This is a genomic window from Cryobacterium sp. PH31-AA6, assembly GCF_030063195.1.
Taxonomy (GTDB): Bacteria; Actinomycetota; Actinomycetes; order Actinomycetales; family Microbacteriaceae; genus Cryobacterium.
Genome location: NZ_JASISS010000001.1, coordinates 67227 through 82165 on the forward strand (window position 1 = coordinate 67227; position 14939 = coordinate 82165).

At 69.8% G+C, this 14939-nt stretch carries 11 protein-coding genes; 10 read left to right on the forward strand and 1 reads right to left on the reverse strand.

From position 1 onward, the window contains the following. Nucleotides 1–62: 62 nt before the first annotated feature. The 9 genes from QMG61_RS00350 (at nt 63) to mutM (ending at nt 10182) form a co-directional block, all read left to right on the forward strand. Entirely contained in the window at nt 63–2255 is a 2193-nt protein-coding gene (locus QMG61_RS00350) for an ATP-dependent DNA helicase RecG (RefSeq protein WP_283492345.1), read from the forward strand. Between the two features lie 35 nt (nt 2256–2290). After that, nucleotides 2291–2779, forward strand: coding sequence for a pantetheine-phosphate adenylyltransferase (gene coaD, locus QMG61_RS00355; RefSeq protein ID WP_283492346.1), 489 nt, complete (start codon nt 2291–2293; stop codon nt 2777–2779). A gap of 98 nt (nt 2780–2877) precedes the next feature. Then, nucleotides 2878–3852: an AAA family ATPase gene (locus tag QMG61_RS00360; RefSeq protein ID WP_283492613.1), complete on the forward strand. Its 975-nt coding sequence runs from the start codon at nt 2878–2880 to the stop codon at nt 3850–3852. A 4-nt stretch (nt 3853–3856) separates the two neighbouring features. Next, entirely contained in the window at nt 3857–5311 is a 1455-nt protein-coding gene (locus QMG61_RS00365; RefSeq protein WP_283492347.1) for a DUF58 domain-containing protein, read from the forward strand. Continuing rightward, on the forward strand, nt 5308–7650 hold the full coding sequence (locus tag QMG61_RS00370) for a transglutaminase TgpA family protein (RefSeq protein WP_283492348.1): 2343 nt from the start codon (nt 5308–5310) through the stop codon (nt 7648–7650). Before QMG61_RS00365 ends, QMG61_RS00370 begins: the two co-directional genes overlap by 4 nt. Nucleotides 7651–7661: 11 nt before the next feature. Then, on the forward strand, nt 7662–8234 hold the full coding sequence (locus QMG61_RS00375; protein ID WP_283492349.1) for a YceD family protein: 573 nt from the start codon (nt 7662–7664) through the stop codon (nt 8232–8234). Nucleotides 8235–8236: 2 nt separating this feature from the next. Next, nucleotides 8237–8440: a 50S ribosomal protein L32 gene (gene rpmF / locus QMG61_RS00380; RefSeq protein ID WP_066596228.1), complete on the forward strand. Its 204-nt coding sequence runs from the start codon at nt 8237–8239 to the stop codon at nt 8438–8440. Between the two features lie 122 nt (nt 8441–8562). Then, on the forward strand, nt 8563–9252 hold the full coding sequence (rnc, locus tag QMG61_RS00385) for a ribonuclease III (RefSeq protein ID WP_283492350.1): 690 nt from the start codon (nt 8563–8565) through the stop codon (nt 9250–9252). A gap of 24 nt (nt 9253–9276) precedes the next feature. Beyond that, nucleotides 9277–10182, forward strand: a complete 906-nt coding sequence (gene mutM, locus QMG61_RS00390) for a bifunctional DNA-formamidopyrimidine glycosylase/DNA-(apurinic or apyrimidinic site) lyase (RefSeq protein ID WP_283492351.1) — start codon at nt 9277–9279, stop codon at nt 10180–10182. Here the strand turns inward: mutM and QMG61_RS00395 are convergent. After that, nucleotides 10133–11269 carry a GNAT family N-acetyltransferase gene (locus tag QMG61_RS00395; RefSeq protein WP_283492352.1) on the reverse strand — a complete coding sequence of 379 codons (1137 nt, stop codon included), beginning with the start codon at nt 11267–11269 and terminating at the stop codon, nt 10133–10135. The two genes, mutM and QMG61_RS00395, sit on opposite strands and share 50 nt — an antisense overlap. A 124-nt stretch (nt 11270–11393) precedes the next feature. Here QMG61_RS00395 and smc point away from each other — a divergent pair, with 124 nt between their 5' ends. Continuing rightward, nucleotides 11394–14924: a chromosome segregation protein SMC gene (gene smc, locus QMG61_RS00400; RefSeq protein ID WP_283492353.1), complete on the forward strand. Its 3531-nt coding sequence runs from the start codon at nt 11394–11396 to the stop codon at nt 14922–14924. Nucleotides 14925–14939: the final 15 nt, after the last annotated feature.

The following is a 14939-nucleotide window of genomic DNA, read 5'->3' on the forward strand; positions in this document are numbered from 1 at the left end:
AGCCTAGCGCCCGGCCGCCCGATGGGTGCGTCAGTGTCGGAGCCCACGCCTACGATCGAAGCATGACCGAATCGGCTGCCGCACACACCGACGCCGTCACCCTCGACACGAAGCTGGCGAACGTGGTCGGCGGCCGCACGACGACCGCGCTGACCAAGGCATTCGGCATCGTCACGGTCGGCGACCTGCTCAGTCACTACCCGCGCCGGTATGCCCGACGCGGCGAACTCTCCGCGATCAGCCTCCTGCCCCTCGACGAGAACGTGACGATCATCGCCGAGATCCGCACCGTGGAAGAACGCGAGATGAAGGTCCGAAAGGGGTCGATCGTCGAGGTCAAGATCTCCGACGGTCGCGGCATTCTCAGCCTCACCTACTTCAACCAGTCCTGGCGGGCCAAACAGCTCGCCCCCGGCATGCGCGGCATGTTCGCCGGCAAGGTGTCCGATTACAAAGGCCACCTGCAGCTCACCCACCCGACCTATCGACTCTTCGGTGCCGGCGAAGACGACGAGCCCGACATGCCCACGGATGCCGCGGCCGCGAAACTGTGGATCGAGCAGCCGATCGCGATCTACCCGGCCACGAACACCATCGCCAGCTGGCAGATCACCAAGACCGTGGAGGTCGTCCTCGACGCCCTCCGCCGCGTCCCAGACCCGATCCCGGCCGCGCTCCGCGCCGAACGGGGTCTGCTGCCGCACGCCAGGGCGCTCGAACTCATCCACCGGCCGGAGACCGATTCGGACTGGCGCCGGGCGAGGGACACCCTCCGGTTCACCGAGGCGCTCGTGCTGCAAACCGCGCTCGTGCAGCAGCGAAACTCCGCCCGTGCCCAGAAGGCGACGCCGCGCGTGCCGGTGCCCGGCGGCTTCCTCGAGCGTTTCGATGCCGCCCTCCCCTTCACCCTGACGAGCGACCAGGAGGTTGTCGGCGGTGAGATCGCCCGCGACCTCGCCGAAGACGCCCCGATGAACCGTCTCGTGCAGGGTGAGGTCGGGTCCGGGAAGACGGTCGTCGCGCTCCGGGCCATGCTCGCGGTGGCGGACTCCGGTGGCCAGGCAGCATTCCTCGCCCCGACCGAGGTGCTCGCCGGGCAGCACCTCCGGTCGATCGTGCGTGCCCTCGGACCAGACCTCGCCGTGGCGCTGATGCCGACGCTGCTCACCGGGCAACTGCCGGTCGCCGAGCGCCGCAAGGCCCTGCTGCGGGCGGTGTCCGGCCAGTCGCGCATCGTCATCGGCACCCACGCCCTTCTCGGCGACACGGTCACCTTCTTCGACCTCGGGCTGGTTGTGGTCGACGAACAGCACCGGTTCGGCGTCGATCAGCGTGAGGCCCTGCGGCAGAAGGGCGCCGTTCCGCCGCACGTGCTCGTGCTGACCGCGACCCCGATCCCGCGCACGATCGCGATGACGGTCTTCGGCGACCTCGACGTGAGCACGATCGCCATGCTGCCCGAGGGCAGGCAGGGCATCGAGACCTTCGTCGTTCCCCTCGGCGACAAGCCGGCCTGGGTGACCCGGGTCTGGGAGCGGCTGGCGGAGGAGCTCGCCCTGGGCAGGCAGGCCTTCGTGGTCTGCCCGGCGATCGCGCCGAAACAGGTCGAGGAGGGCGAAATCCAGGACCCGGAAGCCAGGGCACCGGCGTCCGTCGAGGAGATGCTCGCCGAGCTGCGGGCCAGGCCGATCTTCGCCTCCGCGCGAATCCAAGCCCTGCACGGCCGGATGACCAGCGAACAAAAAGACCTGACCATGCGTGCGTTCGCCGGCGGGGAGATTGACGTGCTCGTCGCGACCACCGTGATTGAGGTCGGCGTCGACGTGCCCAATGCGTCGGTGATGGTGGTGATGGACGCCGACCGGTTCGGCGTGTCCCAGCTGCACCAGCTTCGTGGCCGGGTGGGCCGCGGGGGAGTGCCCGGACTCTGCCTCCTCGTCACCACGGCGGAGGCCGAATCGGTGGCCCGGGAACGGGTCGATGCCGTCGCGGCGACCCTCGACGGCTTCGAACTGGCCCAGGTCGACCTCGAATTGCGCCGGGAGGGCGATGTGCTCGGCAGCAACCAGTCCGGCGGGCGGTCCTCGCTGCGACTGCTCCGGGTAATCACTGACGGCGACCTGATCGGGGAGGCGAGGGGGCACGCCCAGGAGCTGATCGGTTGGGATCCCGAGTTGGAGAGCGTTCCTGCGCTGCGGGACGCGGTGCGGCGGCGGCTCGACGACTCCGAGCGAGCCTCACTGACAAAGAGCTGACCCGCCGTCCACACTCTGGGGCTAGGGTGAAACGTATGCGCAGGATCGCCGTCGTCCCTGGATCATTCGACCCCGTCACACTGGGTCACCTCGACGTGATCGAACGGGCGGCCGGTCTCTTCGATGAACTTCATGTTCTCGTCGTGCACAATCCGGACAAATCGGCACTCCTGCCGATCAGCCAGCGGGTGTCGCTGATCCAGCTGGCGATCAAGGATGCCGGCCTGCCGGACAACATCACGGTCGCGTCCTGGAGCATGGGCCTCCTCGTCGACTACTGCCTGGAGGTCGGTGCCAGCGTGCTGGTCAAGGGCATCCGCTCGCAGGTCGACGTCGCCTACGAAACCCCGATGGCGATCGTCAACCGCAACCTCGCGTCGGTCGAAACGGTCTTCCTGCTGCCCAACCCCGCCAACGCCCACGTCTCCAGCTCGCTGGTGCGCCAGGTCGCCGCGCTCGGCGGAGACATCACCCCCTACGTGCCCAGCGTCGTCGCCAGCTTCCTGCAGAAGGCCCCCGTGTGAACGCAACCCCCGTCAGAGTCGTGACGGGCCCGGCGGGCGCCGGGACCGCGGTCGGAGTTGCGGCCGAGGTCGGAGTTGCGGCCGAGGTCGAGACGCCGATGGACCTCGCCGCCGTCGAAGCGTCGGCGCGGGCGATCATCCTCAACGTCGAGACCGTCATCGACGGCAAACACGCGGCAGTCAAGACGGCCCTGACGGTGCTGCTGGCGGAGGGACACCTCCTGATCGAAGACGTCCCCGGGGTCGGGAAGACCATGCTCGCCAAGGCTCTCGCCAAGTCGGTGCACTGCACGGTCAGCCGGATCCAGTTCACCCCCGACCTTCTCCCCTCCGATGTGACCGGCGTCTCGATGTTCAACCAGGCCGACCGCCGGTTCGAATTCAAGCCGGGCGCCATCTTCGCGAACATCGTCATCGGTGACGAAATCAACCGGGCCAGCCCGAAGACCCAGTCCGCCCTGCTCGAATGCATGGAGGAACGCCAGGTCACCGTCGACGGGGCCACCTACCTGCTCCCGCTGCCGTTCACGGTGGTGGCCACCCAGAACCCGATCGAGATGGAAGGCACCTACGCGCTGCCGGAGGCGCAGCGCGATCGCTTCATGGCCCGGATCTCGATGGGCTACCCCGACAAGACGTCGGAGCTGGCCATGCTCGACTCCCGGGACACCGCGAGCCCGCTCGCCGGCATCGCCCCCGTCGTGTCGGGCGCCCAGCTGCGCGGCATGATGACCGCGGCGCGCGCCGTCTTCGCGTCCGGAGCCGTGAAGGAATACGCGGTCAACCTGGTCAGGGCGACCCGTGACGACCGGGACCTGCGCCTCGGGGCCAGCCCCAGGGCGACCCTGCAGCTGATCAGGGCGGCGAAGGCGCAGGCCGCACTGAACGGCCGGGAGTATGTGCTGCCCGACGACATCGATTCGCTCGCGGTGGCCGTGCTCGGGCATCGCCTGGTCGTCAGCAGCAGGGTGCTGGGACACCACCACCAGGATTCCGCGCCACTGATCGAGGAGATCGTCACCCGCATCGTCGAGGCCACTCCGGTGCCGGTCGGCGCGCAGGGACGCCCCTAGGCTCATGTCCGCGTCGCGGCGGCCCGTGTGGTTTCCCCGGCTCACCCTCCGGGGCGGGGTGTTCCTCGGTGTCGGCGGGCTCTTCCTGGCGCAGTACTTCTTCACCGGGCGCCGGGACATCCTCTTCGTGGCCTGCCTGCTCATGCTCGTACCGGTGACCGCAGCAGCCTTCGTCGCGATCCGTCCGGTGGCGGTGAAGGTGACCAGGGGGTTCCGGCCGCTGGTGGTCGAGGCCGGCCGGGAAGCGGTCGTGTCCCTCACCGTGCGCAACCTGTCCGCCCGGCCGCTCCAGGGACTGCGCTGGCGCGACACGGGCGATCCGGGCTTCGGCACAACCGGCCTGACGGCGCTGCCCGGCCTCGACCGGTTCGACGGCGGCAGGGACAACAGCGGAGACGTCGTCCGGCTCGAGTACACCCTGGTGCCCCGCCGACGGGGCAGATACGCCAGTGGCCCGCTCCGTCTGGAACGGTACGACCCCTTCGGTCTCGCCGCGAGCGAGTGGGCGGTCGGGGAGCCCGTCGACCTGTTGGTCACCCCGACGGTCACCGTGTTGCCCGGTCGGGGGCTGGCGAGCGCCGACGGAGACGGCGACGCGCATGATCGGCTGAGGCACCTCAATCACAACTCGGACCAGTTGATCGCCAGGGAATACCGGCCCGGGGATCCGCTCCGGCGGGTGAACTGGCCGGCCACGGCGCGGCACGGCGAGATCATGGTGCGCCAGGAAGAACACCGCAGCAACCCGGCGGCGCGGATTGTGCTGGACACGGCGCTGCGCGGGCGTCCGGTGCCGCCGCCCGGCCAGGGCGCGGGTCACCAGAACGGCCACGACCAGGCCTTCGAGGTCGCCGTCGAACTGGTCGCCTCCATCGGGGTGCACCTCCTCGTGGCGGGCTTCAGAGTGGATCTCGTGGAGCTGGGTCCGAGTCAGCTGGGTCCGAGCCAGCTGGGTCCGAGTCAGCTGGGTCCGAGCCGGCTGGGTCCGAGTCAGCTGGGTCCGAGCCGGCCGGCGCCGGGCACGTTCGGGAAGCGGGGCGGGCTGCGCGGGGATGCACCGGTCGATTTCGAGGCGATCGGCGATGTGCAGGCGCTGCTCGAGGGGCTGGCCGGCGTCGTGCCCCTCGAGCCTGCCCAGGCCGCTCCGGTACACAGCAGCGGAGCCGCGCCCGAACCGGCCGTCCTTCCCGTCGGCTACGCGCCGCAGGTGCCACTGCCCACCTTCGCCGTGCTCGTTGATGTCGACCGCACGGATGCCGCGGAGCTGGCCGCTCTCGCGGCCGCGGGCCGGCCGGCGGTCGCGTTCGTCCTCGATCCGATGGACCGGGACACTGTTGCTGTGCTCCGCGACGCCGGGTGGCGCTGCATCCGGGTTCGGTCCGCCCAGGGCATTGCCGCAGCCTGGCAGGAAGCCACCGGTGCGACGGTTTCCGCACCCGTCCCGGGGAGTCGACGATGAGCGGGCCAGGCCGGACCGGGAGCTCGGAATGGCCGGTCACCGGCGCGCTGCTGCTACTGCTGCTCGTGGCGAACGGCGCCCTCGGCCCGGTGCTCCAGGGCACCGCCTGGTGGTGGCTGATGGCGTTCGTCACCGCGGCCGTGATCCTCGGCCTGGCCGGACTGCGCCGGCTCGGCCTGCCGGATTCGCTCGCCCCGGCTGCCGGCTTCGGCATCGTGCTGGCCACGGTGACGCTGTTGTTCGGTGCGGGCAGCGGGCTGCTGTGGCTGATCCCGACGCTGGACACCGTCGACCGGTTCCGTGTGTTCGTCGACGCCGGGCTGGAATCGATCCAGCGGCAGGGCACCCCGGCTGACCCGATCCCCGGGATTCTCCTCCTGCTCTGCGTGGGCGCCGGCGTGATCGCGATCATGGTGCACCTGCTCGCGATCACCCTCCGGGTCCCGGCGCTCGCCGGGCTGCCCGCGCTCGTCCCCGTCGCCGTTCCGGGGCTCATCATCGAGGGAGGGGCAGACACGTTGGCCCTCGTGCTCACGGCCGCCGCCTTCCTCCTGCTCCTGCGCGTCGAGGTGCAGGTGCGGCGCACGAGGGAGGTCGAGAACCCGCCCGTCGGGCCGGGGGCGCCCCGGGTGCTCGGCCCGGCCCGGCGCCACGGACCCGGCCCGCTCTGGGGATCGACGGTGGTCGGCAGCATCGGCATCGTCGGCGCGCTCCTGCTCAGCGTCGCCACCCCCGCCGTGCCCGGCGGCGGTTTCGCGGGCACCGGCGGCCAGGTCGGATCGCTCCTGTTCGGACGTGGGGTCACCCCGCTGATCAACCTCGGCCAGGACCTGCGACGCCCCGAGTCCAGCCCTGCCCTGCACTACCGCACCAACGCGACCGTTCCGCCCTACCTGAAACTGCTGACCCTCGACAACTTCGTCGGGTCCACCTGGATGGCCAGGATCGAACCGACCGACCCGCGCGGCGATCTCGAGGCCATCGACCCGCCGCAGGGCCTCTCCGCCGCTGTCGTCACCTCCGAGACGACGACCCAGATCGTCATCGACGGCCTCGTCACCGGCTGGCTGCCCACCCCGTTCGCGCCCACGAACGTCACCGGACTCCAGGGCGAGTGGTACTGGGACGCGCCGACCTCGACCATCGCGAGCACGACCACCATCACCCGAGGCCAGTCGTACACGGTCACGGCGCTCCAGCTCGCCCCGACCGCCGAACAGCTCAGGGCGGCCGGATCCCGGTACCCGGCGAGCATCAGACGGTCCCTCGCCCTGCCGCGCAACCGGCCGGCACTCATCGACGAGACGGCCCGCAGGGTGACCGCCGGCTCGATTTCGCCCTATGACTCGGCGGTCGCGCTGCAGGACTACCTGAGGGGCAATGAGTTCACCTACGACACGGATGCGCCGGTCGAGAAGGGCTACGACGGCGGCGGCGTCGACATCGTCGGCAAGTTCCTCGAGGTGAAACGCGGGTACTGCGTGCACTTCGCGTCGGCGATGGCCGTCATGGCCAGATCCATCGGCATCCCCGCCCGGCTCGCGATCGGCTACCTGCCCGGTTCGCGGTCGACCAGTTACATCGAGGGCAGGGACCGGTTCAACGTCGACGCGCACGATCTGCACGCGTGGCCCGAACTGTACTTCAACGGGATCGGCTGGGTGGCATTCGAGCCCACCCCCGGCCGCGGCACGGTGCCCGCGTACACGAGGCCGACGGATTCCCAGGTTCCGGTCGGCGGCGAGATCGGCGGGCTCCCCTCCACCGCGCCGCGCGACGCCGACCAGGCCGGCCAGAACGTGCCGGGCGGCCTGGGCGCCGCCGACTCCTCGACCGGGGACGACGCGCTCACCCGCACGGTCTCCGCGGCACTCGCAGCCCTCGTGCTGCTGCTCATCCTGCCCGCCGTGGCCAGGATGCTGCGGAGACAGCGCCGCCGCCGCCGGGTCGGCGCCGGCCCGGGAGCGGCGGCCTGGGCCTGGGACGAACTCGTCGATACGGCCGTCGACCACGGTGTGCGGGTGCGCGACACGGAGACCCCCCGGGAGCTCGCCGCGCGGCTCGAAGTCCTCCCCGGACTCGTTCTCGCGGGCGAGGAGGATGCCGTCGGCGCCCTGCGGCGGCTGCTGGTCGCCGCCGAGCGTCAACGCTTCGGCCGGCCGGGCACCGACCAGCACGGGGAGGTCGCCGCCGGCCTCGTCCGAGACCTCGACGCGGTCATCCGCGCGATCCACGCCGGCGCCCGGGGGCCGGCGCGCATCCGCGCCCTCGTGCTGCCGGCCTCGCTCCGGATGCCGGCTCGGGCGGCACGGAACGAGACCGTGCCCGCGGACGCGTAGAATCTCCCACCGTGACCAAGTTTAAGAAGACCCCGTACAAGGTCGATGTGCGCGACCTCATCAACCGGCCAGGCACCATGCACGAGCGCCAGATCGAGGTCGTCGTGCCCGATGACCTCGGAGAGGGCCTGGTGGCCGTCAAGAGCGGTTCCACGCTCACCGTCAACCTGCGCCTCGAGACCCTCCACGAGGGCATCCTGGTGTCCGCTCAGATCGCCGGAAAAGCCGCCGGAGAGTGCGGACGATGCCTGATTGACATCGAGTTGCCTGTCCAAGTCGAGTTTCACGAGCTTTTCGCGTACTCTCGAGACGAAGCTTATGAGTGTGAGGTTCAAGATGACCACGTGGATCTTGAACCTCTGATCAGGGACGCAGTGGTGTTATCACTGCCTTTCCAGCCGGTTTGCCGGCCGGATTGCCCAGGTCTCGACCCAGAGACCGGGCAGCGGCTTGCCGAGGCCCCTGTGCTCGAACCAGAAGAAAAGCGCGATCCCCGGTGGGCCGCGCTGATGGAATTCCAGGCTTCCGCAAGCATCGGCACGGATGAAGACATCCGCGCTGAATCAGATAGAGAAGAGAAGTAGTCATGGCAGTCCCGAAGCGCAAGCAATCACGCTCGAACACCCGCTCACGTCGTTCCTGCTGGAAGGCCGAAGCCCCCACCCTGGTGAAGACCATGGAAAACGGCAAGGTCGTCTACAGCCTCCCGCACCGTGCCAAGGTCGTCACCGACGCCGCCGGCACCGCGCTCTTCATGGAATACAAGGGCCGCAAGGTCGCTGACGTTTAGCCAGAAAGCTCTGGTCAGCAGATGCTGGATCGTCTGATGCCGCGCCGACGCACGCCGAGCAGTCCCACCAGGGGCCGCCCCACGTCGCGACGCGGCATCAGTCATTGCCGGAAGGTCGCCGGATGAGCGCCGACGAAATCGGGATCTCGACTCTTCCGGCCATCCTCGGCGTCTCGATCGACCCCGGTCTGCTTGAGCTCGCGCTGACCCACCGCTCGTACGCGTACGAGCACGGCGGCGTGCCCACGAACGAACGCCTCGAATTCCTCGGCGACTCGATCCTCGGCCAGGCCGTCACGGTCATGCTCTACCGTGACTTCCCGCGCCTGGATGAGGGTGACCTTGCCAAGCGCCGGGCCAGCCTCGTCTCGAGTGTCGCCCTGGCCGAGATCGCGCGCGGCATCGGCCTGGGCGAATTCATCCGCCTCGGCCGCGGTGAAATCCTTACCGGCGGACGCGACAAGGGCTCGATCCTCGCGGACACCGTCGAGGCGCTGATCGGCGCGGTCTACCTGGACTCCGGCGGCGAGGTTGCCACCCGACTCGTGCTGCGCCTGATCGCACCGATGCTGAACGACCCCGGTCACTTCGGGGTCTCGATGGACCCGAAAACCAGCCTGCAGGAGGCCGCGGCCCGGCTCGGATCAGGGGTTCCGGTCTACGAGATCGCCGAAAGCGGTCCCGACCATTCGAAGGTCTTCATCGCAACGGTCACCGTCGGCATCATCACCGCGACCGGTGAGGGCACGAGCAAGAAGCACGCCGAAATGGCGGCCGCGCTCGACGCCTGGACCCTGCTCAGCGAACGCTGACCCTGCTGCTGAAAGGCGCGTGACGTGCCCGAACTTCCCGAGGTGGAGGTCGTCCGGTCAGGGATCGAGCCGGCGGCCACCGGCGCGGTCATCGCCGCGGTCGAGGTCTTCGAGCAGCGCTCGCTCCGCCGCCACGACCCCGTGCTCGGACCGTTCGCCGGTTTGCTCGAGGGGCGGCGCATCCTCGGTGCCGTGCGGCGCGGCAAGTTCCTCTGGCTGCCGCTTGACTCGGGTCAGGCCCTCGTCATCCACCTGGGGATGAGCGGCCAGGTGCTGCTGCGTGCCCCCGGCTCCGACGCGGACCGGATGCTGCGGGTGCGGCTGCACCTGGACCACCCTGGGCACGGTGAGCTCTGGCTCAACTTCGTCGACCAGCGCATCTTCGGCAGCATGGCCGTCGACACGATGCGACCCACCGATGACGGCCTGCCAGCGGGATTCTCCGGCGCCGCATCCGGCGACTGGTCGACGCTGATCCCGACCCAGGTGGCGCACATCAGCAGGGACCCGATCGACCCCGACTTCTCGGCGGCCGGGTTCCTGGCCGCCCTGTCCCGCAAGAAGACCGGAATCAAGCGCGCGCTTCTCGACCAGACCCTGATCAGCGGGATCGGCAACATCTACGCCGACGAGGCGCTCTACGAGGCCCGTCTGCACTATGACCAGCCCGCCAATTCGTTGTCCGCGCCCAGGGCAGGACTGCTGCTCGACTCGGTACGCACCATCCTCGGCCGTGCCCTCGCCGAGGGTGGCACCAGCTTCGACGCCCAATACGTGAACGTCAACGGCGAATCCGGTTACTTCGCGCACAGCCTCGCCGCGTACGGGCAACAGGGCACCCCGTGCCGGCGTTGCGGCACCACCCTGGTCAGGGAACAGTTCATGAATCGGTCCTCCCACCTGTGCCCGCGCTGCCAGCGGCTGCGCTGACCGGGCCGGCGGCGCACTTCCGCCACGCCCCCTCCTGACCCATCGGCCGAAACCCCATGGCCTCGTTGACCGAGAGCATGGGCCGGTTCTCCTCGGCGTTGAAGGTCATCACCGACGGATGCCCCGGCCGCTCCCGTTCCAGCCGCTGCAGGTTCGTCGCCTTGAGCAGCAGTCCCAGCCGGTGACCCCGATGTTCCCTCAGCACGAGGGTGTCCTCCTGGAGCACCGCGCGGGCAGTCTCCTGCGGCACAGACAGCTCCGTGAAGCCGACCAGCCGGCCGGAGGGGCGATGCAGGGCGGCCGCGGTGAGCGTGCTTCGCGGGCTCTGCGCCGCGGCATTCTCCTCGGCGGTGACCCGCGCGGCCGTCCACACATCCTCCGGCTCCTCGAGGCCCGCGCTCGGGGCATCCGTCGTCATCCGCGTGCGGAGCACGGCCAGGTCGGCCAAACGGTCCGGCGGGGTATGGTCGCTCCAACACAGCACGGCATAGTCGGGTCCGGCCTTCAGTGCCGCGGTGACCCGAAGCCGTTCGACCGTGTCGGGGTCGCAGGGAAGATCGAGACGGCTGGTGCGCACAACCTGCTCGAGGCGATAGCCGCGCCCGATCAGGAACTTCACCTCGGGGTTGCCGAGGGGCACCGAACCGAAACCGGTCTGGGCGTGCAGCCGGGGGCTCTCGGCCTCCGGAGATACGGTGTACACGATTAGGGAGAGCCGGGACTCGGCCATCGCGATGGCCTCGAGATGATCGAACAGTGCCGTGCCGATGCCGTGGCGACGCCGGTCGGCGAGCACCTGCACGGCGATCCAGGCGTGGGTGATCGACTCGTCGGCCAGAGTCTCGTAGACCCCGCGAGCCACGATCCGGCCGTCCTGCCTGGCCACGAACAGTCTTCGGGGTTGCCAGGTCTGGTTCAACCATTCCGGCAGTGACTCGGCGGCCGAGAGGGTCAATTCGTGGCCGCCGTACCCTTCCGCCTCGACCGTGGCGGCGACGGAAGCCGCGGCCTCGAAATCGGCCCAGCCCGGCTTGCCGGGGGCAGCGGGAATGAACAGCTCGTCCAGTTCGAAACCGGGGTCGGTCATGGTCGAGGAGTGTAACCGGGGTTGCTGCGGGAGGGAAGGTACCGTTGCCCGCGCCTCCCGGGCGTGACACCAACTGTCCGGTACCGTAGTTTCAGGCGACAGACCCGCCGGAAAGGGCGCAGCGGTGTATCTGAAGAGCCTCACCCTCAAGGGGTTCAAGTCGTTCGCGCAGCCCACGACATTCGCCTTCGAGCCCGGCGTGACCTGCGTGGTCGGTCCGAACGGCTCCGGCAAGTCGAACGTGGTCGACGCGCTCGCCTGGGTGATGGGGGAACAGGGGGTCAAGACCCTTCGCGGCGGCAAGATGGAAGACGTCATCTTCGCCGGCACATCGACCAAGGGCCCGCTCGGCCGGGCGCAGGTCACGCTCACCATCGACAACACCGACGGTGCCCTTCCGATCGACTATTCGGAGGTCACGATCTCCCGCACGCTGTTCCGCAACGGGGCGAGCGAGTATGCGATCAACGGGCAGACCTGCCGACTTCTCGACGTGCAGGAACTGCTCAGCGACTCCGGACTCGGGCGGGAAATGCACGTCATCGTCGGCCAGGGCCAGCTCGACGCCGTGCTCAGGGCCAGCCCGGAGGAACGGCGCGGCTTCATCGAGGAGGCCGCGGGCATCCTCAAACACCGCCGGCGCAAGGAGAAGACGCTCCGCAAGCTCGACGCCATGCAGGCCAACCTGACCCGTCTCAGCGACCTGGCCGGGGAGATCCGCCGCCAGCTCAAGCCGCTCGGACGCCAGGCCGAGGTCGCCCGTGAGGCGCAGACCATCGCCGCGGTCGTGCGCGACGCACGGGCACGGCTGCTGGCCGACGACGTGGTCGCCCTGCGCACCGCCCTCGACGCGCATGGGCGCACCGAAAGCGAACGCCACTCGGAACGCATTGTTCTGCAGGAGCAGCTCGAGCAGAAGCAACTGCGACTGCACCGGCTCGAGGAAGCCCAGGTCGGTGACGCCGTCGACCTGGCCAGGCGCACCAGCTTCGCCCTCGAAACCGTTCAGGAACGCCTCCGCGGGCTGTACACGCTCGCCAACCAACGCCTGGCCCTGCTCGGTTCCGCATCGGACTCGGTCGCCGCCGGGCCGAGCGTGACCCCGGCCATGCTGCGGGATGCGGCGGCTGAGGTCGACGCGCTGAAAGACCGGATCGGGCTGGCCGAGACCCGTCACGCGGCCGCTCGTGACACCGCCGCCACCGCACGGGGCAGGCTCGACGCGCTCGACGTGGAGATCGCGGCCCAGGCCGCGCTGGTCTCCCGGCACGATCTCGACCTGGCCGCGCAGAAGGGCCGCGTCGAGACCGCCGCGTCGCGACTCGGCCAGGTCAGGGGCGAGGTGCTCCGCCAACAGCACGCCTTCGACGCGGCCGGCGAGCGGGCGCACGCCGCACAGGCCCTGCTCGACGGCCTCGAGGCCGAAGCCGGGGCGGTGGACACCGACGAAGCGGATCTCGGCGAGTCCTGCGAACGGGCCCAGGCCGTCGTCACCGAGGCAGAGGCCGAGGTCGAACGGCTGCGCGAACAACTGCATGCGCGCGAACGCGAACGGGACGCCCTGGCGGCCCGCGCCGGAGCCCTGTCTCTCGCCCTTGACCAGAAGGACGGCTCGTCGGCTCTCCTCGCCCAGGCGTTGCCCGGCATCCGCGGACTGATCGCTGAGCACGTGCACGTGCGTCCCGGCTTCGAGGCGGCAATCGCCGCGGCCCTCGGTTCGTTGGCGGATGCCGTGCTGGCGGAGACGCGGGATGCGGCCTTCGACGCCGTGGGCGCGGCCCGCTCCGGAGACCTCGGCCGGGTCGAACTCGTCGTCGCCGGGAGCGAAGCCACCGGCCCGTCCCTGCTGCCGGACCTGTCTTCGCGGCCCGGACTGGTCTGGGCGAGTTCGGTCGTCGAGGCCCCGGCCGGGGTGCTCGCACTGCTCGAACGCACCGTCGTCGCGGACGACCTCGACAACGCCAGGGCCGCGGAGGATCTGCTCGTCGGCGATGCAGCCGTGCCGCTGACCGTGATCACCCTGGCCGGGGACGTGCTCAGCGCACACGTGTTGCGCGGAGGCTCCGGTGCGCGGCGGAGCCGGCTCGAACTGGTCGCCGACCGGGACACGGCCGCCGACCGGCTCGGTGAGGTTCGTTCGCTGGTCGAACGGGTTGGCGCCGACCTGGCCCAGCAGCGCACCCTCCTCCGGGGCGGCAAGGATCAACTCGGCTCCGTGCGCGCCGCCCTCCGGGAATTCGAGTCCCGGGTCAGCGCCAGGGCGGAGAAGAGCAACCGTGCCACCGTGCAGGTCGAGGCGGCCGCCGCCGAATTCGCCCGGCTCTCCACCGGCCTGAAGCTGGCCGTCGAGGCCGTGAGCGGTGCGGAGGACGAATTGGCGCTCGCGTCCGCGGAACTCGAGGCTCTGCGCGCGCGACCCCGCCCGGTGCTCGACGTGAGCCGGCGCGACGCCGCCTATGCCGCGGTGGAACAGGCCAGGGAGACCGAGGTCGAGGCCCGGCTCCAGGTCGAGACCGCCAGGGAACGGGTGCGTGCAGGCCAGGCCAGGAGCGCCGCCCTCGTGGCCGCGCTCGAGGCCGACCGGGCGGCTGCCGAAGAGGCTGCCAGGCGTGCGGTCATCCGCCGACGTCAGGTTGGGGCGGCTACGGCTGTTGCGGAGGCGCTGCCCCCGGTGCTCGCCTCCGTCGACGGTGCCGTCAGCGAGGCCCGCCTTCGGCTGGCCCAGGCCGAGGCGGAACGGACCAGCCAGAACGAGGAACTGTCCGCGCTGCGGAGGGAAGACGCCGCGCTACGCAATCGGCTCCAGGCGGTCACCGAGAATGTGCACGGCCTCGAACTGGAGATCTACGAGAAGAAGCTGCATCTCTCCGGGCTGCTCGAACGGGCGACCAGTGAACTCGGTCTGGTCGAGGCCGTACTGGTGGGCGAGTACGGTCCTGACCAACCGGTTTCCGCCGAGGGTGATGACGCCCCCTCGGTGCCGTACGACCGGGCCGAACAGCAGAAACGCCTCGCCGGGGCCGAACGCCGGTTCGCGCAACTGGGCCGGATCAATCCACTCGCTCTCGAGGAGTTCGCGGCGCTCGAGCAACGGCACAAGTTTCTCAGCGAACAGCTCACCGACCTCACCAACACCCGCACCGACCTGCTCACGATCATCGAGGAGATCGACGAGAAGATGGGCGCCATCTTCGGCAGCGCATTCGACGACACCCAGGCGGCCTTCGCAGAGGTGTTTCCGGTGCTCTTCCCCGGCGGCAGCGGCAGCATCCGGCTCACCGATCCCGGCGACCTGCTCACCACAGGGATCGAGGTCTCCGTCAAACCGGCGGGCAAGAAGATCGAACGGCTCTCTCTGCTCTCCGGCGGGGAGCGGTCCCTGGCCGCGGTCGCCCTGTTGATCGCGATCTTCAAGGCGCGGCCGAGCCCGTTTTACATCATGGACGAGGTGGAGGCGGCCCTCGACGACGCCAACCTCGGCCGGTTGCTCACGATCTTCGAGGATCTGAAGGCGGCGAGCCAGCTGATCATCATCACCCACCAGAAGCGCACCATGGAGATCGCGGATGCCCTCTACGGCGTCTCGATGCGCCAGGACGGGGTCTCGGCCGTCGTCGGGCAGCGGCTGGCAAAGGACGAGGCCCAGGCGTCCTGAGACCGGGCCCACCCA